The following is a 23,246-nucleotide window of genomic DNA, read 5'->3' on the forward strand; positions in this document are numbered from 1 at the left end:
CGTTGATTCCCGTCCGATCGGGCACGCAGAGGGCACAATCAGCCTTCGCCGTGGCTGGGTGCTGTGAGGTCCACCCATATCCACGGCTCGTGGTGCCACGTGCGCACTTCTCCTATGACGAGGTCGACGGTTGCTCCCACAGGCGGCAGCTCCTGGGTGAGTCGCTTCACTCCGGGCTCGCGGCTGCGGCGATAGATGTCCAGCGAGGCGCCTACGGGTTCGTATCCGTTGAGCTTCGCCATGAGGCCCCATGGCTCGTGGCTGGTGATCGTTGCTTGGACTTTCCCGCCTTGACGAAGCTCGCTGAGGGGGCGCCTTGATTCATCTGCCATGGCGGCATCATCCCTCCTCAACCCACCACTCTCCCCAGCTTCCATCCCGTCCGCCTTCGACCCACACACCGTGGAGCGGGCGTGGTTCAGGGCGTCAAGGTGGAGCGCGCCACTGTACGAACGACCTTGACGCCCTGGGCCGCGTCTGCTCGGCTCTGCCTGGGTCGAAGGTGGTCGGGATGGGAGCCCACGACGCTCGCCACAATTCGGCCGGCACCCGCGAACGGCGCCCCCTCCATCCCGGAGTCTGAGCGCCCCCGCCGGAGGCATGTCCTTGACCTGCGGATCGGCTCTCGTCTCACGCCCTTGGGCCTACCCGCGTGGGCGCGCGTCGGCGGCGGCAGCGCCGAACGGACCGTCAGCAGCACCGGCGGCTTCATGGTCGCCGGACAACGCATCCAACTCGGCCGCGGCCATGCCCGCCAGATCGTCACCGCCCACCTCGACGAGACCAGCATCCGCATCTTCCAGGGAACCGAACTGATCACCACCGTCCCCCGCGTCACCCAGAAGGAGGTGGTCGTCCGAAAGTCCGGCGAACACAACCGCCGGAAGATCGTCTAGGGCAGACGTCAAGCATCACCCGACGCCAACCCGTCAACCATCAACTGAGACTCGACACGGACTGCTGGGGCTTGAAGTCGTATGCGCAGGAGGGAGTTCCGCGAGCACGGTCGGGTGTCCTTCGCCAAGGTCGCCGAGTACCAGAAGCGCGGGACCGTGCACTTCCACGCCGTCATCCGCATCGACGGTCCGGAGGGTGTGACACTCCGCCTCCGGCTTGGGCCACCGCCGAGTTGCTGACTGATGCCATACAGGCTGCCGCCACCGCTGCGCGCGTGGATGGCCCGGTAATCGACAGTCGTGCTCACGTCTTCGCCTTCGGCCGTCAACTAGACGTACGCACCATCCGCGGCGCCGACTTCGACGGCGGCCAGGAACTGACCGAACGGGCCGTCGCCGCGTACATCGCCAAGTACGCCACCAAGGGCGCCGAGACCGCCACGGGAGCTCTCGACCGCCCGCTGAAGTTCCTCGCCGAACTGGCCCAGCTCGACATCAGCGACCACGCCCAGCGGCTGATACGTACTGCCTGGACCCTCGGCGCCCGCAAGGAACTGGCAGACTTCCGGCTCTGGGCCTCGGCCCACATGCTCGGCTTTCGCGGCCACTTCTCCACCAAGTCCCGCCGCTACTCCACCACCCTCGGCGCCCTGCGCAACGCCCGCGCTGAGTGGCGCCGCGCACAAGCTGCAGGGGTCACCTACGGAAATCCGGAGGTGGCCAACGCACGGAGAAGGCCAAGAGCTTCCCTGATCGTCAGAAGCGGCTTGCCGATCAGTGGCTTGCGCTCATCGAGGCAGACATGGCGCGCGGGCAGTACATCGACCCTCGCGCTGCTCGGACCACCTTTCAGCAGTACGCCGAACAGTGGGTGCTCACCCAGGGGGCCGACCCGAACACCCAGGCATCAATGAAGTCGCAACTCCGGTTGAACGCCTTCCCGTACCTCGGCACGCGTCCGCTCGGCTCCTTCCAGCCCGCGCACATCCGGAACTGGGTGCGGCAGCTCCAGGAGAACGGCGTCCGAGGGTCGTACGCGCGGACGATCTACTCCAACGTGCGGGCTGCTCTGAGTGCGGCCGTGAATGACGGCCATCTCCCCGGAACCCTTGTGCTGCCCGTTCGGTCCGGCCTCCGATCGTTGACGCCAAGCGCGTGACCCCGTGGACGCCGGAACGGGTCTTCGCCGTCCGGGACGCGATGCCCGAACGCTTCCAAGCGATGGCCGACCTGGGCGCCGGGGGTGGACTCCGGCAGGGCGAAATCCTCGGTGTCGCTGTCGACGCGATCGACTTCGAGTCGGGCACGTTGCATGTGGTCCAGCAACTCAAGCTGAGCCGCAGCAAGGCCGTGTTCGCCCGCCCAAGGGCGGCAAGCTCCGGAACGTACCGCTTCCTGGCCCGGTCGCGGACGTGCTTCGAGCCCACCTGAAGCGGTTCCCGCCCGTCGAGATCACGTTGCCGTGGAAGGTTGCGGACGGGCCACCGGTGACGAAGCGGCTGATCTTCACCGGGCCTCGGGATGGTCATGTCTGGCGTACCTCGCTGAACGAGGAGGCGTGGAAGCGGGCGTTGGCTGGCGCCGGAGTGATCCCGGTGCCTGAGCGTGGCCAGCCGTACGTCGAGTCGCGCGAGAACGGCATGCACGCGCTGCGGCACTTCTACGCCTCAGTGCTGCTGGACGAGGGAGAGAACATCAAGGCCCTCGCCGAGTACCTGGGCCACTCGGACCCGGGGCTGACGCTGCGGGTGTACGCGCACCTGATGCCGTCCAGCCGGGAGCGCACTCGAAACGCTGTCTCACAAGTCTTCAGCACGGACAGGAGACAGCGATAAAGCAGCGACTCCTATAAAGGCAAGGAACGTAACTAGAGGAGGGCACTAGCCATCCGGATCAGATACAACCGTTAGCAGTCCGCATTAACAAGAGGAGTCTCTTAATGACTTGCCTTGCGACTTACAAGGCGAAGGGAAGCTTAATCACTCCCAATACATCGATCACTTGCCAGGTGTGCACGCATGCACACTCAAGTGCACGCATGCACATTTAACCAAGATCAACTAGGTGAACGTTGGGGCTCTAGAGTCCATGTAAGAGAGCTCGCGAGCCGAGTTAGAAGCACCACCCGCACAATACCTGCATGCCCTCACCTGGAGATTTGCCGAAGGGTGAATCACCTGAATAGGATTCACGCAAAATTCAGGGCCGTTCCCCGGCATGGGAACGGCCCTGTCTCCATCGATCTAGCAACGGACCATCAGGAGGAGATCCATGCTCCCACGCACAGGTGTCACCGTCGACATCTGTCCCCGCGACGTGCCCATCGCGCTCATCGGCACGGCCGGCGGTGCGCTCGCCCTCTGGGCCGACGCCCCCGCCGAGATCGCCGTCCCCGTGGCGCTGCTGATCGTCCTCGACATCCGCATCCGCCGCCGGCGTCGTCGCAACTGACGGCCCAGGGACGGCCCAGACACAACAACAGGCCCCCTACCGGCGGAGAAACCGCAGATAGGGGGCCTGTTCAGCTTCGCTTACTTCTTCTTGCCCTGGTTCTTCACGGCCTCGATCGCCGCCGCCGCAGCGTCCGGGTCCAGGTACGTGCCGCCCGGGTTCACCGGCTTGAAGTCGGCGTCGAGTTCGTAGGCGAGGGGGATGCCCGTCGGGATGTTGAGGCCCGCGATGTCGGCGTCAGAGACTCCGTCGAGGTGCTTGACCAGGGCGCGGAGGCTGTTGCCGTGGGCCGCGACCAGGACCGTGCGGCCCGCCAGGAGGTCCGGGACGATGCCGTCGTACCAGTACGGGAGCATGCGGACGACGACGTCCTTCAGGCACTCCGTGCGGGGGCGGAGCTCCGGGGGGATCGTCGCGTAGCGCGGGTCGTCCGACTGGGAGAACTCCGTGCCGTCCTCAAGGGGGGGCGGCGGCGTGTCGTACGAGCGGCGCCACAGCATGAACTGCTCCTCGCCGTACTCCGCGAGGGTCTGGGCCTTGTCCTTGCCCTGGAGGGCGCCGTAGTGGCGCTCGTTCAGGCGCCAGGAGCGGTGCACGGGGATCCAGTGGCGGTCCGCGGACTCCAGCGAGAGCTGGGCCGTGCGGATGGCTCGCCTCTGGAGCGAGGTGTGCAGCACGTCGGGGAGCAGGCCGGCGTCCTTCAGCAGCTCACCGCCGCGGACTGCCTCCTTCTCGCCCTTCTCCGTCAGGTTGACGTCCACCCAGCCGGTGAACAGGTTCTTCGCGTTCCATTCGCTCTCGCCGTGGCGGAGGAGGATCAGCTTGTACGGTGCGTCGGCCATGGCCCCGAGCGTAATCGAACCCGCAGATCGCCCGCTCCCCCGCCCGGAAGGCGGACAGGAAAGGGGGAGGACCCCCACAGTTGACGGCTTCTGTTAATTGAGTGGACCCCACCGGAGCCGTACTCGTAAGTTGCGCTCATCGCCTGAGCCACTTACACACAGCCTTGCGCGCAGCCACTTGCGCGCAGTTGCTCACACGCACCCGGGGGTCCCGATGTCACTCACGTCCATGAGACGTGCCGCCCGCGAGACCGTCTCGGGGCTCCCCCGCGAGTTCTGGTGGCTGTGGACCAGCACACTCGTGAACCGGCTCGGCGCGTTCGTCGCCACCTTCATGGCGCTCTACCTCACCCTCGACCGCGGCTACTCCGCCTCGTACGCAGGAATGGTCGCCGCGCTCCACGGGCTCGGCGGTGTCATCTCCTCCCTCGGCGCGGGCGTCATGACGGACCGTCTCGGGCGGCGGCCCACCCTCCTCGTCGCCCAGTCCTCGACCGCCGTCTCCGTCGCGCTGCTCGGCTTCGTGCACCACCCGGTCGCGATCGCCGGCGTCGCCTTCCTGGTGGGGATGGCCAGCAACGCATCCCGGCCCGCCGTGCAGGCGATGATGGCCGACATCGTCCGGCCCGAGGACCGCGTCAGGGCCTTCTCCCTCAACTACTGGGCGATCAACCTGGGGTTCGCCGTCTCCGCCATGGCGGCCGGGTTCATCGCCGAGTTCAGCTACCTCGCCGGCTTCCTCATCGAGGCCGGGATGACCATGATCTGCGCGATCCTCGTCTTCGCGAAGCTGCCCGAGTCCCGGCCCGAGCGGGTCTCGAAGGGGGTCGACGAACCCGAGGTCGGGCTCGGGACCGTGCTGCGCGACGGGCGCTTCATGAGCGTCGTCGGACTGTCCTTCCTCGTCGCGCTGATCTTCCAGCAGGGGTATCTGGGACTGCCCGTGGCGATGGGCGAGGCCGGGTTCACGCCCGCCGACTACGGCATGGCGATCGCGGTCAACGGCGTCCTCATCGTCGTCCTCCAGATCCCCGTCACCCGCTTCATCGAACACCGGGATCCGAGGCGTCTTCTCGTCCTCTCGTCCCTCCTCGCCGGGTACGGGTTCGGGCTCACCGCCTTCGCCGGCTCGGTCGGCGTCTTCGCGCTCACGGTCTGCGTCTGGACCCTCGCCGAGATCGTCAACGCGCCCACCCAGACCAGCCTCGTCGTCCGCCTCTCCCCCACCCACGGCCGCGGCCGCTACCAGGGCATGTACACCATGTCCTGGTCCGTGGCCGCCCTCGTCGCACCCCTGATGTCCGGTTTCGTCATCGACCGGTACGGGGCGGAGTGGCTGTGGGGCGCGTGCGCGGTCATCGGCACGGTCACCGGTGTGGGGTACGGGGCCCTGATGCGCCACCTGCCGACACACGACCCGGAAGCCGCCGAGGCACCTCTTGTCACCCCTGAGCCCGAGGTCAGCGCGGCCAAGCCCTAGGTCTGCCTAGGTCTGCATGGCCAAGCCCCAGATCGACGCGGTATGAGCCGGCCCCGCCCCACACATCTCACGTGACCCGTACACCTCAGGGGTGCATCCGCGCCCCCTTGAGCACCTTGTCCACCGCGTTGCGCGGCCCGTACACCGCGAGCCCCACCAGGTCCAGCTCCGCCGTCGGTACGGCCCGGACCGCCGCCCGGTTGTCGCGGTCGTTGCCCGTGGTGAACAGGTCGGAGGTGAAGAGCGCGCGAGGCAGGGCGCGGGAGAGGGTCCGGGTGTGGGCCGCGGTCAGCGTCTCCTTCGTACCCTCGAAGACCAGGACCGGCTGGCGGAACATCGGCAGGTAGCCCGTCCCGTCGGCGTCCTCGTACGGCTCGCCGATCACCTCGGGCACGGACGACCCGATCCCGCTCACGAGGAACGCGGTCACGTTCAGCCGCTGCCACGGCTCCAGGTCCTCCCGCAGCAGGACGGCGATCTTGGTGTCGAAGCGGACGGGTTCGGCGCGAGCGGGTTCCGTGGGAAGGGGTTCAGCGTTCATGCACTGAGACTGCCGAGCCGCGTACGCCCCCGTCTTGTACGTTCTTTGCATGGTCGCCCAGCGTGAGGTCTCCGCCTGGCGCCCGCGCGTACCGGGTGTCGTGGAGGTCTTCCACGCCCATTTCACGGAGTACGCGTATCCGATGCACGTCCACGACGCGTGGACGCTGCTGATCGTCGACGCGGGGGCCGTGCGGTACGACCTCGACCGGCACGAGCACGGCACCCCGCACGACACGGTCTCGCTGCTCCCGCCGCACGTCCCGCACAACGGCTCGCCCGTCACGCCGTCCGGTTTCCGCAAGCGGGTGCTGTACCTGGACCTCAGCCGGCTCGACGAGACCTACATCGGCCCGGCGGTGGACACCCCGGACCTCGTCGACCCCGTACTGCGGGCGCGCGTCGGGCAGTTGCACACCGCCCTCGCCCACCCCGGGGACGAATTGGAGGCGGAGAGCAGGCTGACCCTGATCGGTGAGCGGCTGCGCGGCCATCTGCGGCCGCGGGCAGGGGAGGACCCTCCACGCCGGCCCGACCGGCCCCTCGCCCACGACCTCCGCGAACTCCTCGACGAGCGGCTCGTGCAGGGTGTGAACCTGGAGGAGGCGGCGAGTCTGGTGCACGCCCACCCCGCCCACCTGGTGCGGGCGTTCAGCGGGGCCTTCGGGATCGCCCCGCACCAGTACCTGATGTCCCGCCGCGTCGACCGCGCCCGCCGCCTCCTGCTCGACGGCCGCACGCCGGGCGAGGTGGCGGCGGAGACCGGCTTCTACGACCAGTCGCATCTGACCCGGCACTTCAAGCGGCTGGTCGGGGTGGCTCCGGGTCGTTACCGCCTCAGCGCGCGCTGAACGTCCAGCTCGCGTTGGGCCTCGTAGAGGTTCCGCGGGCGTACCGTCCCCGAGGTCCCGTAGAGCTCCAGGCGGGAGTGCAGGTCTCCGGAGAAGTCGGGTACGTCGATCTGGTCGAACTCCGTCACCTCGTTGATGCCGACGGTGGCGCTGCAGGGAGCGAGGCCGTCGATCCTCATCAGGCCGGCGCGGGCGTTGGTGACGCGGATGTTCCAGTGTGCGAACCGGGCCCCGAAGAGCGGCCCGGCGCTGGCGTCGCCGCCGTGGCGGCCGTTGTTGGTGACCGTGATGTCGGTACGGACGTTCGCGAAGGGCATGCCCCGGTGGGTGTCGAAGGTGCCCATGGCCATGTCACCGCGCGACCAGACGTTGTACGAGGACAGCCCCTCCACGTTGATCCCGTGCAGCTGGGTGCCCGCGGGGGCCGCTGTCGTGCGCCGCTCGATGACGAAGTCCTCGACGAGGTTGTCGTGCGAGCCCTCTCGGCAGAAGTACGGGTGGTGCGTACCCCGGCCCGCGACCCGGGTCCCGCGCAGGGTGCAGGCGGAGGCGGACACCAGGCCGAAGCCGTTGTCCATGTGGCGTACGACGATGTCGTCGGCCCAGCAGTCGTACGCGCACTGGAAGGTGACGCCGTTGTGGCCCCGGTCGAGGAGGTGCGGGGCCTGCGGGGTCTCGACGGCTTCGAGGGTGAGGCCCTCGACGCCCGAGCCGGTCAGCGCCTTCACGTGGGTGGTGAGGCGCGGGTCCCACTCGGGGCGCGTGTCGAGCGGGAGCGGTCGCTCCAGGGTGACTCTTCTGCCCCGCACGCGCGCGATGCGCACGGGCCACTCGTACGGGACGTAGCTGGTCAATTTTGTCTTGTCGTTCCAGTGGTAGGCCTCCGGGCCCGGGCCGCCGCCCGCCATGTGCTCCAGGAGGGTGTGCCCGGCGTCGTCGGCGAGGCGGAGGAGGACGAGCCGGCCGGGTCTGAGCCGTCTTGGGTCCGCGACCGTCACCGTCCAGGAGCCCCGGCGGGCGGGCTCGACCTTGGTCAGGGTCTCCCACTCGTCCCGCTTGTTGCCGGTCCAGCCCTCGAAGGGCCAGGCCTTCGCCCTGATGGCGGCCGTCAGGGCGGCGAAGCGGTCCGCCGGGCAGAACCAGACGAGGCCGCCCGCCCATGACCAGGACGACTTGTCGCCGCCGTAGCGCGAGCCGTAGGCGCCGATCAGCTCGGTGAGACTGCGGGTCGCGTACAGCTTCGTACGGGCGCTGCCGGCGCCGCGCAGGACGACGTTCGAGTGTCCGACGTGGATCAGGCCGTCGACGCGGTAGGTGCCGGGCGGGATGAGAACCGTGCCGCCGCCGGCCCTTCCGGCGGCAGCGACGGCACGGTTGATCGCGGGGGCGGAGTCGGCCGAGCCGTCCGCCGTGGCGCCGTACGCGCGGACGTCGGCCACGACGGGGCGGCGGGGGAAGTGCGCCGCCCCGGCGCGTTGGCCGGCTCTGCCGACGTACGGGATCTGCGGGTGCGTGAAGGGGGTGCGGGTGAACTCGCGCCAGAGGGCGGGCACTTGCCCGGTGAGGCTCCCGGTGACGCCCTCGGTGGCGGCCGCCGCCGGTCCGCCGGTGACGATGCTGGTCACGGCGCCGGCCGCCACCGCTGTCGCGCTGCCGAGCAGGGCCCGTCTGGTGGGGCCCTCCCAACGGTCACTCATGTCCGAACCGCCTTCCAGGGATGGGGAATTCCATGGATGTGAACGACGTTCAGATGTGCGTTGGCGGTGAGCATGACACGCAACCCTTGCACCGGGAAAGGGTCGTGCAAGGGTTAGATGATGGAGAGTTAGTACGGACCAGTTGGTCAGTCGGTCGAACGCCGAGTCAGGTGACTGAACGCGTCGAGGTTGCGCGTGGACTCGCCGCGCGACACCCGCCAGGCGTACTCCTTACGGATCGCGGAGGCGAAACCGAGTTCCAGGAGGGTGTTGAAGCTGCCATCGGCGGCCTCCAGAACCGAGCCGAGCAGGCGGTCGATCTCGTCGGCGGTGACCGCGGCGAGCGGGAGCTTGCCCGCCACATAGATGTCGCCGAGACGGTCGACCGCGTAACCCACGCCGTAGAGCTTGAGGTTGCGCTCGAGGAGCCAGCGGTGCACGCCGGGCTCGTTCTCGTCCGGGTGGCGGATGACGAAGGCGTTGAGCGACAGGGAGTGCCTGCCGACGATCAGCGAGACGGTCGTCGACAGCTTGCGGGTGCCGGGCAGCTTCACCACGAAGTGGCCGGGCTCCGGACTCTCCCACTCGATCTCGGCGTCCTTCAGGACCGCCTCGACGGTCCCCGCCGCGCTCTCCACGTCAGCCATGGTGGGAGCGTACGTGACGCCGGTGCTCGTGCATCGCCGCCGTGTAGACGTCCGCCGTGGCGGCGGCCGACGTGTCCCAGCCGAAGGACTTGGCGTGCCAGGCGGCGGCCGCGCCCATCCGGTCCGGGAGCGCGCGGTTGTCGGCGAAATCGCGCAGCACGCGCGCGTAGTCGACGGGATTGTGGCCCGGGACCAGAAAGCCCGTCTCCTTGTGCCGTACCGCGACGGGCAGACCGCCCACCGCGGCCGCGAGCACCGGCGTGCCGGCCGCCTGCGCCTCTATGGCGACGAGCCCGAAGGACTCGCTGTAGGAGGGCATCACGAGGACGGACGCGGCCCGGAACCAGTCGGCGAGCTGCTCCTGTCCGACCGGCGGCCGGAACCGCACGACATCGGCGATGCCGAGCCTGGCGGCGAGTTTCTGCAGGCCCTCGGGCTTGGCGAGACCGCTGCCGCTCGGACCGCCCACGATGGGCACCACGATGTTCGAGCGGAGGTCGGGCCGCTCGTCCAGGAGGACGGCGACCGCACGCAGCAGCACGTCGGGGGCCTTCAGGGGCTGGATGCGACCGGCGAAGAGGGGTATCAGTGCGTCCTGCGGCAGACCGAGCCGGTCGCGCGCGGCGGCGCGTCCGTCGGCCGGGCGGAAACGGTCGAGGTTCACGCCCGGGTGGACGACCGCGACCTTGCCGGCCTCGGCCTCGTAGTGCCGCACGAGCTCGTCGGCCTCTTCGGAGGTGTTGGCGATGAGGCGGTCGGCGGCGCGCACGATCTGCGTCTCGCCGATGACACGGGCGGCCGGCTCGGGGGTGTCGCCGTCGGCCAGGGCGGCGTTCTTGACCTTCGCCATGGTGTGCATCGCGTGCACCAGGGGGGCGCCCCAGCGCTCGGCGGCCAGCCAGCCGACATGGCCGGAGAGCCAGTAGTGCGAGTGCACCAGGTCGTAGTACCCGGGCCGGTGACCGGCCCAGGCCTGCATCACCCCGTGCGTGAAGGCACAGAGCTGGGCGGGCAGATCCTCCTTGGCGAGCCCTTCGTACGGACCCGCGTCGACATGCCGTACGAGGACTCCGGGCGCGAGTTCCACCTTGGGCGGCAGGGCCCCGGTCGTCGCGCGCGTGAAGATCTCGACCTCGATGTTGATCGCGGCGAGGCGCTGGGCCAGCTCCACGATGTAGACGTTCATGCCGCCCGCGTCGCCGGTGCCCGGCTGGTGCAGTGGTGAGGTGTGCACGGAGAGCATCGCGACGCGGCGGGGCCGGCGGTGCAGCCTCAGCCTCGAAGGGGCTGCCGGGGAGCGGCGCCCGAGCCTGCTCACGTACTGGCTCACGTGGCGTTCCTCCTTGCTGCGGACCTGCTCTGACCGTGGTGCGGGCATGCCTGACGGAGGACGTGAAACGCCCTCCAGCTCCTTGAACGCCGGAGCACTCTGCTCCATTTCCTCTTTGCCGAATCATTACTGGGGGTCGCTCAACCGTTCGATGGCGTGTTGCGTAGGGGAGGGATGCGGGTGGGCACTGCTTCTCCTCGCCCCCGCCGCCCCTACCCATGCCCGTCCCTTACTCAGGGGCTCCGCCCCCGAACCCCCGTTGCGCAGTTCCCCGCGCCCCTAAAAAGGGGCGCGGGGAACTGCGCGACCAGCCACGACGGACCCGCAGGTACGTCTCAGCCCGCGCCGCCTCCGACACCCGCACCGCCTACCCTTGTCCCCATGAAAGCCCGCGCAGCGACCCCCGTCGGGACGGCGACGCGCGGCACCACCAACCCCAACCGCCTCCGCCGCATGGACCGCTGGATCGCGACGACCCACGGCGCCGAACTGCGCAGGTCGGACGCCCCCGTGGCCGTGGACCTCGGCTACGGCGCCGCCCCCTGGACCGCGGTGGAGCTCCTCCACCGCCTCCGCACGGCCGCCCCCCGCACACGCGTGGTCGGCGTGGAGATCGATCCGGCCCGGGTCGCGGCCGCGAAGCCGTACGAGCGCGAGGGGCTGGCCTTCCGGCACGGCGGCTTCGAGATCCCCCTGCCGGAGCGGCCGTCACTGATCCGCGCGGCGAACGTGCTGCGGCAGTACGAGGAGGCGGAGGTCGCCGAGGTCTGGGCGCGACTGTGCGCCCGCCTCGCCCCGGCTGGCGCCGACTCGCGGGGCGGGCTCCTCGTCGAGGGCACGTGCGACGAGATCGGCCGCCGGCACGTATGGGTCGCGCTCGGCCCCGAAGGCCCGCGGACCGTCACGTTCGCCACCCGCCTCGGCTCCCTGGACCGCCCGTCCGACCTGGCCGAACGCCTTCCCAAGGCCCTCATCCACCGCAACGTCCCGGGCGAACCGGTGCACGCCTTCCTCCGCGGTTTCGACCGGGCCTGGGCGGCCGCGGCACCTTACGCCTCGTACGGCGCCCGTCAGCGCTGGATCCGGGCCGTACGCGATCTGACGGCGGACTGGCCGGTCACGGACGGGCCGACGCGCTGGCGGCAGGGCGAAGTGACCGTGCGCTGGGAGGCGTTGGCGCCTCGCTCGTAGGCCGGCCGAGCCGAGGACACGAGCCTGCGGAGCCGTGGAGCGGCGGGAACGATCTCGGTGAGTCGTTCGTCACATTGGCGGGGAACGCGCGGGAGATCATCGCCGAGTGGGCAGTGAGGGGTGGGGAACGGGCGGTACGGGAGAGGCAGTTCCTGCCCGCCTCTGTCACATTGCGCGCCGACATGGCACGATCCCCGAGGCCTTCGTAAGTTACTGACGGTAAATCAACTTGGGGGTTGGTCCATGGGAACCGGCAAGCGGAGCCTGACCACTACGGCCATGGCCCTGGCCTGCGCGGCAACCATCCTGTCCGCGCCGGGAGTGGCCTTCGCGGCCCCGACACCGACCCCCACGCCGACTCCGGCCCAGCCTCCGAGTTCAACGCCCGCGAGCACCAAGGACCTTGAAGCGGTCCGCAAGAAGCTGGACACGCTCTATCACGACGCGGCGGTCGCCACGGACGCGTACAACCTCGCGGAGGAGCGGGCCGAGGAGCAGTCCACGCAGATCGTCGGGCTGGCCCGCTCGATCGTCGAGGGGCAGGCTCGGCTGGACCACCTGAAGGACCGCGCGGGCGCCGCGGCCCGGGCCCAGTACCGCAGCGGCGGACTGCCGGACGAGGCCCGGCTGATGCTCAGCGACGACCCGGCGCAGTTCCTGGACGGCGCGGGCCGGATCCGCGAGGGCGCACAGGCGACCAAGGGCCTGCTCGCCGAAATGAAGCGCACCCAGGAGGACTTGGAGCAGTACGCGCGCGACGCGGCGGCCCAGTGGAAGAAGCTGGATGCCAACCGCGAGGCGAAGGAGAAGGCCAAGAAGAAGGTCAAGAAGCAGATCGCCGCCGCCGAGAAGCTCGAGTCGCAGCTGGAGAAGGAAGAGAAGAAGCGCCTGGCGAAGCTGGAACAGCAGGCCGCCTACAAGGCGCAGTCGGCCTGGCTGGGCTCCGGCGTCCTCGACGAGATCAGCGGCAAGGCGTCGGCCCAGGGCAAGAAGGCCGTGGAGTACGCGACGAAGCAGATCGGCAAGCCGTACGAATGGGGCGCCGAGGGGCCCAACACGTTCGACTGCTCGGGTCTGACCTCGAAGGCATGGGCGGCCGCCGGGCAGGGCATCCCACGCACGTCCCAGGAGCAGTGGAAGCAGCTCGACCGCATCGCCGTCGAGGCCATGCGCCCCGGCGACCTGATCATCTACAACTCCGACGCCAGCCATGTCGCCCTCTACATAGGTGACGGCGCGATCATCCACGCACCTCGCCCGGGGCGCACGGTGACGATCGCGGGAGCGGGCTCGATGCCGATACTCGGAGTCGTACGCCCCGAACAGTGACGCCGCCGGCCCGCCGGTCCACCGGTGACACCGCCGGTCCACCCGGACCGGACGTCCGGCGAGGGACGCTCACCCGTCCACCCGGGCCGTACGTCCCGACAAGTGGCACTTGGTCGCTTTGGTGCCGTCGGTGGCGTGACCTGCCGCACGTGATGCGCGGCACGTTCCGGGCTGCCGGGCAACCCCCGGGGCGTGATGTACGTCATCCCGAAAAAGAGCGCATCCTGCCCAATTGCGGTACGGGATGCGGCATATGACGGTGGCTGTTTTGGGCACACCCGGGCCTCCGCCATTCCTTTGTGGCGGCGGCTGACGCTATGGTCCCCGTCGGTGGATCGAGACCCCTCGGTCCGCCATGCCCTCGGGGGGAGGGAAGGAACCAAGACGATGCCCGTACCCGTACCGCGGCAGAGAGCCATCCCCGCCGTGGAAGGTGGTCAGGCTCGCGCCGCATCCTCAACCGGCGGACCGGCTCAGGCCGTGCCCGCACCCGGCGCCCTGCCCGGCCAGGCGCCGACTTCGACGAGCCACGACGCCGGTGGCGACACCGGCCACGGAAGCGCCGACCACGGCGGCTTCCACCACGGCAGTGCCCACAACGGCACGGCCCCGCTGACGCTGCTCGTGATCGAGGACGACCCGGCCGGCTCGCTGAACGTGCCCACACTCCTGGACTCGGCCGGCAAGCCGATACGTGTCCGTACCGCCCGCAACCTCACCGAGGCCGAGCGGCTGCTGACCGACGACGTCCAGTGCATCCTGCTCGACCTCGCGCTGACGACCGGTGGCCGGACGGCCGCCGACGCCGAGCCGAACGACGAGCTGGCCACGCTCAAGCACGTGCTGCGGCTCGCGCCGCGGCACGCCGTCCTCGCGCTCACCGCGTCCGAGGACGCGGAGCACGGCGCCGAGGTGGTACGCGTCGGCGCCCAGGACTACCTCTTCCGCGACGAGCTGGACAGCCGGCTGCTGAGCCGCGCGATCCGGTACGCGGTGGAACGAAAGCGTTCCGAAACGGCCGAGCGACGGCTCACCGAGTCCAAGCTGCGCGCGCAGGAGAACGCGCGGCTCGAACGCGGCCTGCTGCCCACGCCCCTACTCGAAGGCTCCTCGCTGCGGTTCGCCGCGCGCTACCGGCCCGGCCGCTCGCGCGCGCTGCTCGGCGGCGACTTCTACGACACGGTCCGCACCCCCGACGGCACCGTGCACGCCATGATCGGCGACGTCTGCGGTCATGGCCCCGACGAGGCGGCGCTCGGTGTGGAGCTGCGGATCGCCTGGCGCGCGCTGACGCTGGCGGGCCTGTGCGGCGACGAGCTGCTCTCCACGCTCCAGCAGGTCCTGGAGCACGAGCGCGACAACGACGAGATCTTCGCGACGCTCTGCACGGTGGACATCGCACCGGACGGCCGCCGCGCGGGCCTGTGCCTGGCCGGTCACCCGGCCCCGCTCATCTCGCGCCCCGCCCGCTCACGGGCCGTCGTCGGCGCGGACGACGCCGGGGACCCGGCTCCTCCCGTCGCCGAGCTGCTGCCGTACGAGAACGGCGGCCCGGCGCTGGGTCTGCTGCCGAACGCCCGCTGGCCGCGCCGGCAGGTGGAGCTGGGCGGCGAATGGAGTCTGATGCTCTACACGGACGGCCTGATCGAGGGCCGGACCGGCGAGGGCCGGGAGCGGCTCGGTCAGGACGGGATGGTGGACATGGTCCGCCGCCAGCTGGCGCAGGGGCTGCGGGGCGAGGAGCTGCTGCGGGCCGCTGTGAACGAGGTGCGGGATCTCAATGGCGGTGAGCTGACGGACGACGTGGCTGTGCTGCTGCTGGATCGCGTGGCGTAGTCACACGTGGGCGCTCCCGCTGGGTGCCGCCGCTCAGTGTCTGTGGGACGTGCCGTCCGTGGGTCGTCTGCGCGGCGCCGTGGCTGGTCGCGTCAGTGCCTGCCAGCCGTCCGTGGCTGGTGGTCGCGCGGTTCCCCGCACCCCTGACGGGGCGCCGGTGTGCGGGTGGCTAAAAGGGCAGGGAGCTCAGCGTCCGCCGTTGTACGGGCCGTACGGGCCGTCGCTGCTGCTTCCGCCTCGGCGGCCGCCCCCACCGCCGGAGACCTGCTTGAGCGCGGGCCGGACGTCGACGAAGAAGACGATCGTGGCGATGAGGCCGGCGATCTGCAGGAAGACCATCGGGACCAGCAGATTCACGGCCACCGTGACGCCCAGGATGATCAGCCAGAACATCTTGCTCTGCTTGTTCGCGGCGCGGTACGCGTCATCGCGGGCCAGGCCGGCCATCACCAGCGCCACCACCGCGAGCACCAGCATGCCGAGGAAGATCAGCGACATGAAGCCGCCGAACGCGGTCAACAGCACTTGGCCCACCTACCCGAATCGATTCCTCGTCCCTACGCGGTCACCGTACCCGCAGAACGGGTCGGGGACTCCGATAGTGCCCGGAGTCCCCGACCCGTTCTCGTAACACCCTGCCACCGTTGACCCGGCGGCGCCGCCGCGCCTACTTCGCGGGCGGCGTCGTCTTCTTCGCGGTGGTCTTGCGGGCGGCCGGTGCCTTCTTGGCCGCGGTCTTCTTCGCCGGGGCGGGCTCGGCCTTGGCCTCGGCGGGCTTCTCGTCCTTGACCTCGACCGGCTCCGGCTTCGGCTCGACGGCCACGGCCAGTTCCTCGATCTCCTCGGCGGCCTCGCCGCGCCAGGTCTTCACGGTCTGCTCGCCGCGCTCGGCGACCTTCTCGTACGTCTCGCGCGCCTTGACGGCGTACTCGGCGGCCACGCCGACACCGCGGAGGGCGAAGTCCTGAGCCGACTCACCGATCTTCTTCAGGTCGGTGTCCAGGGTGCCGATGAACTCGTTCACCTTGGTCTGAATGGTCTCCTGCGCCTCCTTGGCGCGGGCGGTGGCCTTCTCCTGGACCTCGTTCGGGTCGATGCCGCGTACGGCGTCGATGCGGGCCGGAGCCTCGGCACGCAGCTGCTCGACGATGCCGGGCACCTTCTTGGCCTGCTGAATGGCCAGGTCGGCGGTGCCGGCGGCGAAGTAGAGCGGGGTCGGGTCGCTGAAGGTCTTGCGCAGGTCGTCGGTGATGGCCATGGCGATGGTCCTCCCGGAATCGCTAATGCTTGAAGCGTGAGGGTTTTGTGGTGCGCTACTCCGCGGCCGGCCGGCCGTTCCATGCCGTGCCCGGCCATGCCGTACTGGCCACGCCGTGCTCGTCATGACGTGCCCGGTCAGCTCGCGGAGGACTGCTGGTCGTGCGGGTCGTTCTTGTCGTGCGGGTCGTTCTTGTCGTGCGGGTCCTGCTGGTCGTGCGGGTCGTGCGGGTCGTGCGGGTCCTTCGGTGCGGCATCGCTGCCGTCGGCCGTGCGGGCCCTGTCAACGACGGTGTCCCGGCCATCCGTCACGTCCGTTACGCCGGTCGTGCCGGTCGCGTCCGGTGCGTCGGCCGCACCGGTGACGCCCAGAGCCTCCTCGACCGCCTTGATCTCGATCTCGAACCCGTTCTCCTTGCGGAAGGACTCGTAGATCTGGAGCAGCACCTGCTTCTGCCGCTCGTTGAGCGTCGGGTCGGCGAGGATGACGGCACGCGTCTCCACCTCGTCCCGGTCCCGCTCGGCGTCGAGGATCCCGGCACGGACGTACAGCGTCTCGGCGGAGATCCGCAGGGCCTTGGCGACCTGCTGCAACACCTCCGCGCTCGGCTTGCGCAGCCCGCGCTCGATCTGGCTCAGATACGGATTGGACACCCCGGCGGCCTCGGCGAGCTGCCGCAGGGACAGCTGCGCGTTGCGCCGCTGTTCACGCAGATACTCACCGAGATTGCCGACGTTGAGCGATGCCATGCCCCTACCCTGCACCACCCCCGCTAACTATTGCAAGCACCCGCTTGCAAAAGTGCGCCATGCCACTCGCGGCTCTTGTGACTGAGCACGACAGGTGTCGCATTTGCAGGACATCTGTCGTGCGGTCCCACCTCCGGTCAGGGTCCGTAAGTGAGCATGGGTGCAGGGGTCCACTCCGAGTCGACCCCTGCACCTGGCGTTGGGCTTTCCTGGTCAGAGCTGAATGGTCTCCGCGGGGGAGGGTAGACGGCTCCGAAAGAGGAGGCTGAGACGCCCACGGCCAGCGTCACCGCTGAATCCCGAGGCGACCGAGCCGACGCTCCAGAAGTCGGCACCCGAGCGGATTGCACGCTGGCGATCGTTGTCGACGGACTCGCGCCCTTCAGGGTAGGAAGCTCGCTCATCACCTCGGCATACCCCTCGGGCTGGCATAGCCTCCCGCCACTGCTGCGAACCACCTCGACCACCTGCCGCAGTACACGGTGCAGCGCCACGGCTCCATTGACCTTCCGCAGGACGAAGTCCGACGCCTCTTCGAACTTCTGGCTGCCGCCCCGACAGGTCCGGTCACCCGTAACCGAGCCGCTCCCGCCAGGCCCGGGACAGCCGGGGTCTCAGGAAAACCACCCCCTGCTGGGTGCCGACGGCGAGGTCGAGGACGGGGCTCGCGGGCAGAGCGGCGAGGGAGGTGACGAGCGCCGGCAGGGGCGCCGACCACACCTTCTCGCCACTCGGTAGATGGCACAGTGCCACGCCCTGTTCGTCGCTCACCGCGACCAGGGTGTCGCCGGCCGGGACCCGCCCCGTCCACAGCAACCGGCAGGCCGGTACACCCAACTGACGTGGAGTGTCGAGGGCGGCGGAATGCCAGACGGTGACCGGGGCCGTATGGGCGTCGTCGCAGGCCTGCCGGTCCAGGAGGAGCAGGACGGCGCCTCCGTCGGACAACTCGGTCCAGCGCAGGAAGGCGTCGACTGCGGAGGTCATCCGGTGGCCCGAACGGGGTTCGGTCACCGGCCGGCTCGGCCGGACCCGGTACCGGCAGTCCGTCGACAGCTCGATGACTTCTGCCGTGCCGTCCCGCCCCTGCTGGGCCACCCATCGTGTTCCGGCTTTGGTGTGGTGCGGCAGGAGGAAGCAGACGTCGCCGAGGAGTTCCAGCGGCGTGCCCCTGCCGGGCGTGCTCGCCGAGACGTCCCAGAGTCGGCCGTCCGTGACGCCGGTCCGCGGTGTCTCGCCTTCGGCCGAGGGGTCGTATCGGCCCGCCACGCTGCTTTCCCGGCGCAAGATCGGGCGGGTGCCCGTCAGCAGCATGGTGGTTCCTGCCAGGGTGGTGAAGGCCGCCGAGCAGACCCAGTCGTTGCTCGGATCGACCGGCCAGGGAAGGTTGGTCCACTCAGGAGTCGAGTGCGGGGCGTCGAGGAGTTTCACCCGGCCACGGACCGCGTTCAGGCCCAGCAGCCGGGTGTGCGGATGGTTTGACGTCGGTGGCAGCAGGTGCGCCTGGACCCCGAGATAGGCCATCCCTTCCAGCCAGGTCAGGTTCGTGTGCTCGGCGGGTCCGCCCGGGGCGATGCGGTGCCAGACCGCTTGGGAGTACGGCACAGACCCGGACCACCCGGGCAGGTCGGAGTGGGCGTCCGGCTTCACGTGGCCCGTGTAGTCCCAGGTCAGGAGCTGGAGCGAGCCGTCCGGGTCTACAGCGCGCTCCTGTTCGGAGACCGCGTCGACGAACATTTCCTCGACCAGGTCGAACGTGGTGCCGGGGGGCTCCGGGGCGGGGGCAACGCGCCGGACCATGCGGCCGGAGACGGCCATGACGCCGGTGGAGTCCTCGGGCCAGGCAATGAGTGAGTCGATCTCCGGAGCGGACAGCTCCGACGGGGCGGACCGTGGGGCGCCCGGCCTGGCGTGGTCGACCCACCGCCACAACCGTGCCGTCCCGTCGTTGCCCACCGCCAAGACGCCGGGTCCCGGTTCACCGGGAGCGGGCAGCAGCCGGAGGGCGCAGACTGCACCCTCGTGCCCCCACAGCGGCGAACCCACGGCGTCCGCGGTCGTGCAGCTGACCACGCTGACCTGGCTTCCGAAGCCGACCGTCGCGGCGTACAGCCCGTCCCGCAGCAGAACGGGTGTCAGGAAACCCGCATGGCCGGCAGTCTTCTCCCGGGCCGCGACGCGTTGCGCGGGACCGTCGAGACGCGCGATGAGCAGATCGTCGTGATCCTGCGTCACGAACACGGGGTCGTCCTCGCTGCCCAGGGCGAAGCCGCTCTCCGCCCAGACGAAACCGTTGAACGGCAAGGCCACCATCCGCCTTGACCCCGCCTCGATCAGCGTCACCCGGGTGCGCGGCTCGCACACCGCGGCGACGGTGCCCCGGCCGCCATGGATGTGGTCGGCCAGGAAGGGGCGGATGCAGTCGTCGAGCAGGATGTCGACGTCCCCCTCCGCGTCGAGGGAGTGCAGGGTGACACGACCGCGCACCCCGTCGCACAGCAGGAGTCGGACGCGCCCGTCTGCGTCGTGGGAGAGGCAGGCGGATGCCTTGGGCGTGTCGAGATCGTTCTTCACGGGTGTCTCGCAGGCCACTTGGACGAGCGGCTCTAGCAGGGGCAGCGTGCACACGCGGACCTGTTCGGCGTCCCCGCACACGACCACGGGCGTGCCGTCGTCGCGGAACCCCGCGTCGAACAGCAGCGTTGCTCCACTGGGTGCGGTGTGGAGCAGCGTCTGGTCGGCGACGTCCCAGATTCGGATGTCTCCCATGACGTCGAGGGTCACTGCCTGCGCCGGGCCCGCATCGTCAGCGAGCAGAGCGAGCCCCGCGACGTCGGCGGGATGTGGAAGCAGGGTCGACTGCGACGGGTCGTCGAGCCGCCATACGTGCACGTGGGAGGCCGACGGAGGCGCCGCAAGAACAACGTGGCCACCGTCCGGCAGGACGAGGTCCTCGATCTGCCACGCAGGGTTGTACGAGCGGACCGCATAGGCGGCCCCGTCGTGGCGGCCCACCACTCGATGCGGGGTGATCTCCCGTGGTTCCACCCGCACGCGTTCCAGCACGGCCGACAGGTTCTGGGCCTGCCCGGACAGCGCGTGTTCCCCGTGTGTCCCCGCCACGAAAGCCAGCAGCGCCGGCTTGTCGACCCGGGCGGAGTCGGTGCTTGCAATGAGGTAGGCGTAGCGCTCGACGGCGAGTGCGAGCGTGGGACGGCGCAGTGCTCGCCGCACCGCCGGCAGTAGTGTCGCCGGGTCGGCGTGGACGACGAATGAGGCGTCCTCGATGAGGTCGTCCAGTTTCCCCGAAGCTGCGGCGTGCGTCGACAGGTGGGCGCGGACGTACGGATGTGCATGCGGCCAGTCCCGGTCGGGCACGAGCTCCAGCAGGGTCGCCACGAAGCACTCCTGAAGGTCCGCCAGATCCCGGTGCTTGAGAGCCCGCAGCTTCAGATGGTCCGTCAGTTCCTGGTGGTACAGGCGGAAGTACTTTGTGCCGTCCACTTCGGCGTGCGCCAGGTAGGAGCCGTCCTCGTCCAGCAGCAGGTCGACGTCCGCCTGGACGAGCGGGATGCCCGAGAGCCGCGTCGCCACCTGCACCCAGAGCCGGCGCGGCAGGCCGTTGCCCTCTCCGAAGGCCAGCACGGTGAGCAGGGCCATGGTCTTGGCGTGCCGCTCCTGAGGCAGTCGCTGGAGATACGCCTCGAAGGCGCCTCCCACGTCCGAGGGCAGTTGCTCCGCCCAGCCCGGCGCGGCAATGTCGACGACCGGGCCGCGCAGCAGCGCACTCGCCGTCATCCGGGCGACCAGGAAACACCTCCCGGCCCGACGGGCCACCTCGCGGGCGACCTGGCGGGCCACGTCCGGCCGGTGTTCGTACGGCGCCCCCTCGTCGCAGAGGATCTTCACCACGTATTCGGCGGGCTCCGTGTCCTGCGCGTACTCGCCGTCGTCAAGGTCGATCACCGGCATGTGGCCACCGAGGTGGGGCAACAGCTCGCGACGTGAGCCGACCACGAGCCGGACACACGTCACCGCCGCGAGCGGGCGCAGCAGTTCCCAGGCGATGCGGCGGGCCTCGGCCTTGTCGCCCGCCGAGCCCGCCTCGTCGAGCGAGTCGACGACGATCCGGAAGCGGCGATCCCGGTCCATAAGGGCGGTGAACAAGGCCACCGGCGTGGCCGCCCGGACGTCCGCCGCGGCGGCGATGCGTTGCACCAGGGCCTCCAGCGTCTGGTGGTGCGCGTTGACGGAGGCGTCGGCACAACCCTCCAGCACCAGCCGGCCCAGGACCGCGGACTTGCCCGAGCCGGGGTCGGCGGTGACGACCAGGGCCCGCCCCTGCCCGTCGCCCTCCAGATGGGCGCGTGCTGCCCGCAGGGCCCGCTCACGTCCGGTGAAGTACGAACCGGGATCGTGTACATGCTCCACACCACGGCCGCGCGGCTCGAAGTGCGAGGAGAGGTCGGAGGCGTCGGAGACCGTGCGCCCGTCGCCCGTGACCTCGGCGCGCGGGTCGAAGGAGGGGTTCAGGAAGAAAGGGGGCCGCTCGGACTGGTCGACGGACGAGCACGCGGCCCGCTGGGCCAGCCCCGCCGCCGTGAGGGAACGATTGACCCGCTCGGCGAGCGTGCTCGGCGCCAGGTACCGCTGTGACGGCCCGTCACCCTGATGACACGCTTTGGCCAGTTCGGTCACGAAGGCGCCGTCCACCGCCAGATCGCGATGCCGGGCTGAGGCCAGCAGCCAGGTGCCCGCGCCGAATCCGTCGCCGCGTCCCCGGCCGGCCACGATGGTGTCGGTGACGGTACCGATCTCCGCCGTAGCTGCCGCCGCGTGGCAGGCGTCCACTACGAACAGGACGTTGCGGACCGGTGACGTGGCCAGGATTTCGGCCAGGTTGAGCAGTGACAGCCACGAGCGTGGTCGCCCCGGCGCGCTGTCAGCACAGGCCAGACGGTACTGGCCGGCTAGGGAGCGGTCCCCGTGCCCGGCGTAGTACACGACCACGACGTCGTCAGCGGTCAGTCCTGGGGTATGGCACCAGTCGGCCAGGGCATTCTCGAAGGACTCGCAGTCCGGGTCGTAGGAGACGGCCGTCAGGACACGCTCGTAGCCCATCGAAACGAACAGCTCGGTCGCCCGGTCGACGTCCTCGTGGGCCAAGGGGAGTTCGGGGGCTTCCCGGTAGTGGCGGGTGCCCGCAGCGACGAGGTACCGCATCAGACAGTCCCGGTCCCCGGCAGCAGGCCCGTCAAGATGGCCCGCCCCGTCTCGACGGCAGTCAGGTACCGCGTGGCGTCGTGCATGTGACTGCCGTTGTTCACCGCCACATCCCGCACTCCGTTGCCGAAGGCCGGGCCAAGTTCGCGTACAACGGCGACGATGTCGGTGTCATCGGCGATGTTGGTCCACGCCCGCACCGGCTTCGGCCACACAGCCTGGCGGTTCTCAGGCGCCGGTTCGAGCCGATCGAGGACGAGGGCGCGCATGCCCAGCGGCGATCCCAGGGTGACGAGCATGCGAATGTCCCAGTCGCCATTACGCCGCGGGTCGTAGAGCGTCTCGTAGGCAATGACCGACCCGAGCGAATGGGCCACGACGACCCGTGTCCTCGGGGTGATCCGCGCGGCCAGCCGGTCCTGCGCCGCGCGCCGGATCTCCTCGTCGCCGAAATAGCCGGTCATCTGCTTGAGACTGCCGATCAGTGCGCGATCGAGGACCCCGCGCAGGTACCGGGCGCCCGTGAGGGCGTCCAGGGCTGCTCGCACGGCGTTGAGCCGGAGGGCCCGGGAGGCGGTCCAGCCCACGGGGCCCCGCGTACCGGTGGCTGCCGGATCCGGGACAGCGGGGTCGGTACGCGCCGCCTCGGCCCACCACTCCATCAGGAGGGCGAACTCCGCGTCGTTGTCGACATCGCCCTCGTCGTAGGGGAGTTCGACCCCTGCGCGGGTGCCGCGTGGCCGGAACAGGTCACCGTAGAAGGCCACCCCCACGTCGTCGGACGAAGGCACCGGGCCGCCCGCAAGACGTGTGCCGCCCTGGAGTTCGGGAACGACGTCCCGTGCTAGGGAGTCCTCGCTCAGGTACTGCTTGCCGACGCCGTGCACGAAGACGACCTTGCTCAATGCCCCTCCCAGAGTGAGGGA

The 23,246-nt window shown here is 69.9% G+C and carries 17 protein-coding genes and 3 pseudogenes; 9 read left to right on the top strand and 11 right to left on the bottom strand.

Features of this window, described 5'->3' with window-relative positions; genetic code table 11:
• Window positions 1-38: 38 nt before the first annotated feature.
• Window positions 39-242, bottom strand: a complete 204-nt coding sequence (locus tag OG718_RS26220; protein WP_328845307.1) for a hypothetical protein — start codon at window positions 240-242, stop codon at window positions 39-41.
• A 435-nt stretch (window positions 243-677) separates the two neighbouring features.
• On the opposite strand from OG718_RS26220, the pseudogene OG718_RS26225 reads away from it, so the two are divergent.
• The 4 genes and pseudogenes from OG718_RS26225 to OG718_RS26240 all read left to right on the top strand — a co-directional run.
• Window positions 678-896, top strand: a pseudogene (locus OG718_RS26225) (IS481 family transposase); the annotation flags it as partial.
• An 81-nt stretch (window positions 897-977) separates the two neighbouring features.
• Window positions 978-1,540, top strand: a pseudogene (locus tag OG718_RS26230) (replication initiator); the annotation flags it as partial.
• Window positions 1,541-1,611: 71 nt separating this feature from the next.
• Window positions 1,612-2,731, top strand: a pseudogene (locus tag OG718_RS26235) (tyrosine-type recombinase/integrase); the annotation flags it as partial.
• 436 nt (window positions 2,732-3,167) lie between these two features.
• Window positions 3,168-3,347 carry a hypothetical protein gene (locus OG718_RS26240; RefSeq protein WP_328845308.1) on the top strand — a complete coding sequence of 60 codons (180 nt, stop codon included), beginning with the start codon at window positions 3,168-3,170 and terminating at the stop codon, window positions 3,345-3,347.
• Window positions 3,348-3,427: 80 nt separating this feature from the next.
• Here OG718_RS26240 and OG718_RS26245 read toward each other — a convergent pair whose 3' ends face one another.
• Window positions 3,428-4,189 carry a phosphoglyceromutase gene (locus tag OG718_RS26245; RefSeq protein WP_143639553.1) on the bottom strand — a complete coding sequence of 254 codons (762 nt, stop codon included), beginning with the start codon at window positions 4,187-4,189 and terminating at the stop codon, window positions 3,428-3,430.
• Window positions 4,190-4,403: 214 nt separating this feature from the next.
• Between OG718_RS26245 and OG718_RS26250 the strand changes: the two genes are divergently transcribed.
• On the top strand, window positions 4,404-5,669 hold the full coding sequence (locus tag OG718_RS26250) for an MDR family MFS transporter (RefSeq protein WP_143639551.1): 1,266 nt from the start codon (window positions 4,404-4,406) through the stop codon (window positions 5,667-5,669).
• A gap of 85 nt (window positions 5,670-5,754) precedes the next feature.
• Here OG718_RS26250 and OG718_RS26255 read toward each other — a convergent pair whose 3' ends face one another.
• Window positions 5,755-6,210 carry a DUF2000 domain-containing protein gene (locus tag OG718_RS26255; RefSeq protein ID WP_143639549.1) on the bottom strand — a complete coding sequence of 152 codons (456 nt, stop codon included), beginning with the start codon at window positions 6,208-6,210 and terminating at the stop codon, window positions 5,755-5,757.
• 49 nt (window positions 6,211-6,259) lie between these two features.
• On the opposite strand from OG718_RS26255, the gene OG718_RS26260 reads away from it, so the two are divergent.
• Window positions 6,260-7,060 carry a helix-turn-helix transcriptional regulator gene (locus tag OG718_RS26260; protein ID WP_143639547.1) on the top strand — a complete coding sequence of 267 codons (801 nt, stop codon included), beginning with the start codon at window positions 6,260-6,262 and terminating at the stop codon, window positions 7,058-7,060.
• Here OG718_RS26260 and OG718_RS26265 read toward each other — a convergent pair.
• From OG718_RS26265 to mshA, 3 genes are all read right to left on the bottom strand, one after another.
• Entirely contained in the window at window positions 7,039-8,757 is a 1,719-nt protein-coding gene (locus OG718_RS26265; RefSeq protein ID WP_328845309.1) for a glycosyl hydrolase family 28-related protein, read from the bottom strand. The genes OG718_RS26260 and OG718_RS26265 overlap by 22 nt on opposite strands.
• A 146-nt stretch (window positions 8,758-8,903) precedes the next feature.
• Window positions 8,904-9,404 carry a YbjN domain-containing protein gene (locus tag OG718_RS26270; RefSeq protein WP_143639543.1) on the bottom strand — a complete coding sequence of 167 codons (501 nt, stop codon included), beginning with the start codon at window positions 9,402-9,404 and terminating at the stop codon, window positions 8,904-8,906.
• Window positions 9,397-10,734 carry a D-inositol-3-phosphate glycosyltransferase gene (mshA, locus tag OG718_RS26275; RefSeq protein ID WP_143639541.1) on the bottom strand — a complete coding sequence of 446 codons (1,338 nt, stop codon included), beginning with the start codon at window positions 10,732-10,734 and terminating at the stop codon, window positions 9,397-9,399. The genes OG718_RS26270 and mshA overlap by 8 nt, the downstream gene beginning before the upstream one ends.
• Window positions 10,735-11,115: 381 nt before the next feature.
• On the opposite strand from mshA, the gene OG718_RS26280 reads away from it, so the two are divergent.
• The 3 genes from OG718_RS26280 to OG718_RS26290 all read left to right on the top strand — a co-directional run bounded on the left by OG718_RS26280 (window position 11,116) and on the right by OG718_RS26290 (window position 15,090).
• Window positions 11,116-11,925 (top strand): class I SAM-dependent methyltransferase, encoded by an 810-nt coding sequence (locus tag OG718_RS26280; RefSeq protein ID WP_306938752.1) that lies wholly within the window; start codon window positions 11,116-11,118, stop codon window positions 11,923-11,925.
• A 243-nt stretch (window positions 11,926-12,168) separates the two neighbouring features.
• Window positions 12,169-13,254 carry a C40 family peptidase gene (locus OG718_RS26285; RefSeq protein ID WP_143639538.1) on the top strand — a complete coding sequence of 362 codons (1,086 nt, stop codon included), beginning with the start codon at window positions 12,169-12,171 and terminating at the stop codon, window positions 13,252-13,254.
• Window positions 13,255-13,641: 387 nt separating this feature from the next.
• Window positions 13,642-15,090 carry a PP2C family protein-serine/threonine phosphatase gene (locus tag OG718_RS26290; protein ID WP_328845310.1) on the top strand — a complete coding sequence of 483 codons (1,449 nt, stop codon included), beginning with the start codon at window positions 13,642-13,644 and terminating at the stop codon, window positions 15,088-15,090.
• A gap of 186 nt (window positions 15,091-15,276) precedes the next feature.
• On the opposite strand, the gene OG718_RS26295 is transcribed toward OG718_RS26290, so the two are convergent.
• The 5 genes from OG718_RS26295 to OG718_RS26315 form a co-directional block, all read right to left on the bottom strand.
• On the bottom strand, window positions 15,277-15,615 hold the full coding sequence (locus tag OG718_RS26295; RefSeq protein ID WP_143639534.1) for a DUF2516 family protein: 339 nt from the start codon (window positions 15,613-15,615) through the stop codon (window positions 15,277-15,279).
• A gap of 142 nt (window positions 15,616-15,757) precedes the next feature.
• On the bottom strand, window positions 15,758-16,348 hold the full coding sequence (locus OG718_RS26300) for a hypothetical protein (protein ID WP_143639532.1): 591 nt from the start codon (window positions 16,346-16,348) through the stop codon (window positions 15,758-15,760).
• A gap of 137 nt (window positions 16,349-16,485) precedes the next feature.
• Window positions 16,486-17,097, bottom strand: coding sequence for a helix-turn-helix domain-containing protein (locus OG718_RS26305; RefSeq protein ID WP_328845311.1), 612 nt, complete (start codon window positions 17,095-17,097; stop codon window positions 16,486-16,488).
• 567 nt (window positions 17,098-17,664) lie between these two features.
• On the bottom strand, window positions 17,665-22,320 hold the full coding sequence (locus OG718_RS26310; protein ID WP_328845312.1) for a caspase family protein: 4,656 nt from the start codon (window positions 22,318-22,320) through the stop codon (window positions 17,665-17,667).
• Entirely contained in the window at window positions 22,320-23,225 is a 906-nt protein-coding gene (locus tag OG718_RS26315) for an antibiotic ABC transporter ATP-binding protein (protein WP_328845313.1), read from the bottom strand. Before OG718_RS26315 ends, OG718_RS26310 begins: the two co-directional genes overlap by 1 nt.
• Window positions 23,226-23,246: the final 21 nt, after the last annotated feature.

Source organism: Streptomyces sp. NBC_00258 (genome assembly GCF_036182465.1).
In the GTDB taxonomy this organism is placed as follows: domain Bacteria; phylum Actinomycetota; class Actinomycetes; order Streptomycetales; family Streptomycetaceae; genus Streptomyces.

Bases quoted from the DNA above. Each gene is read 5' to 3' on its own strand.
- OG718_RS26280 (WP_306938752.1), top strand. From the start codon at position 11,116: ATGAAAGCCCGCGCAGCGACCCCCGTCGGGACGGCGACGCGCGGCACC.
- OG718_RS26310 (WP_328845312.1), bottom strand. From the start codon at position 22,320: ATGCGGTACCTCGTCGCTGCGGGCACCCGCCACTACCGGGAAGCCCCC.
- OG718_RS26255 (WP_143639549.1), bottom strand. From the start codon at position 6,210: ATGAACGCTGAACCCCTTCCCACGGAACCCGCTCGCGCCGAACCCGTC.
- OG718_RS26240 (WP_328845308.1), top strand. From the start codon at position 3,168: ATGCTCCCACGCACAGGTGTCACCGTCGACATCTGTCCCCGCGACGTG.
- OG718_RS26250 (WP_143639551.1), top strand. From the start codon at position 4,404: ATGTCACTCACGTCCATGAGACGTGCCGCCCGCGAGACCGTCTCGGGG.
- OG718_RS26245 (WP_143639553.1), bottom strand. From the start codon at position 4,189: ATGGCCGACGCACCGTACAAGCTGATCCTCCTCCGCCACGGCGAGAGC.
- OG718_RS26270 (WP_143639543.1), bottom strand. From the start codon at position 9,404: ATGGCTGACGTGGAGAGCGCGGCGGGGACCGTCGAGGCGGTCCTGAAG.
- OG718_RS26305 (WP_328845311.1), bottom strand. From the start codon at position 17,097: ATGGCATCGCTCAACGTCGGCAATCTCGGTGAGTATCTGCGTGAACAG.
- OG718_RS26220 (WP_328845307.1), bottom strand. From the start codon at position 242: ATGGCGAAGCTCAACGGATACGAACCCGTAGGCGCCTCGCTGGACATC.
- OG718_RS26290 (WP_328845310.1), top strand. From the start codon at position 13,642: ATGCCCGTACCCGTACCGCGGCAGAGAGCCATCCCCGCCGTGGAAGGT.
- OG718_RS26285 (WP_143639538.1), top strand. From the start codon at position 12,169: ATGGGAACCGGCAAGCGGAGCCTGACCACTACGGCCATGGCCCTGGCC.
- OG718_RS26300 (WP_143639532.1), bottom strand. From the start codon at position 16,348: ATGGCCATCACCGACGACCTGCGCAAGACCTTCAGCGACCCGACCCCG.
- OG718_RS26260 (WP_143639547.1), top strand. From the start codon at position 6,260: ATGGTCGCCCAGCGTGAGGTCTCCGCCTGGCGCCCGCGCGTACCGGGT.
- OG718_RS26265 (WP_328845309.1), bottom strand. From the start codon at position 8,757: ATGAGTGACCGTTGGGAGGGCCCCACCAGACGGGCCCTGCTCGGCAGC.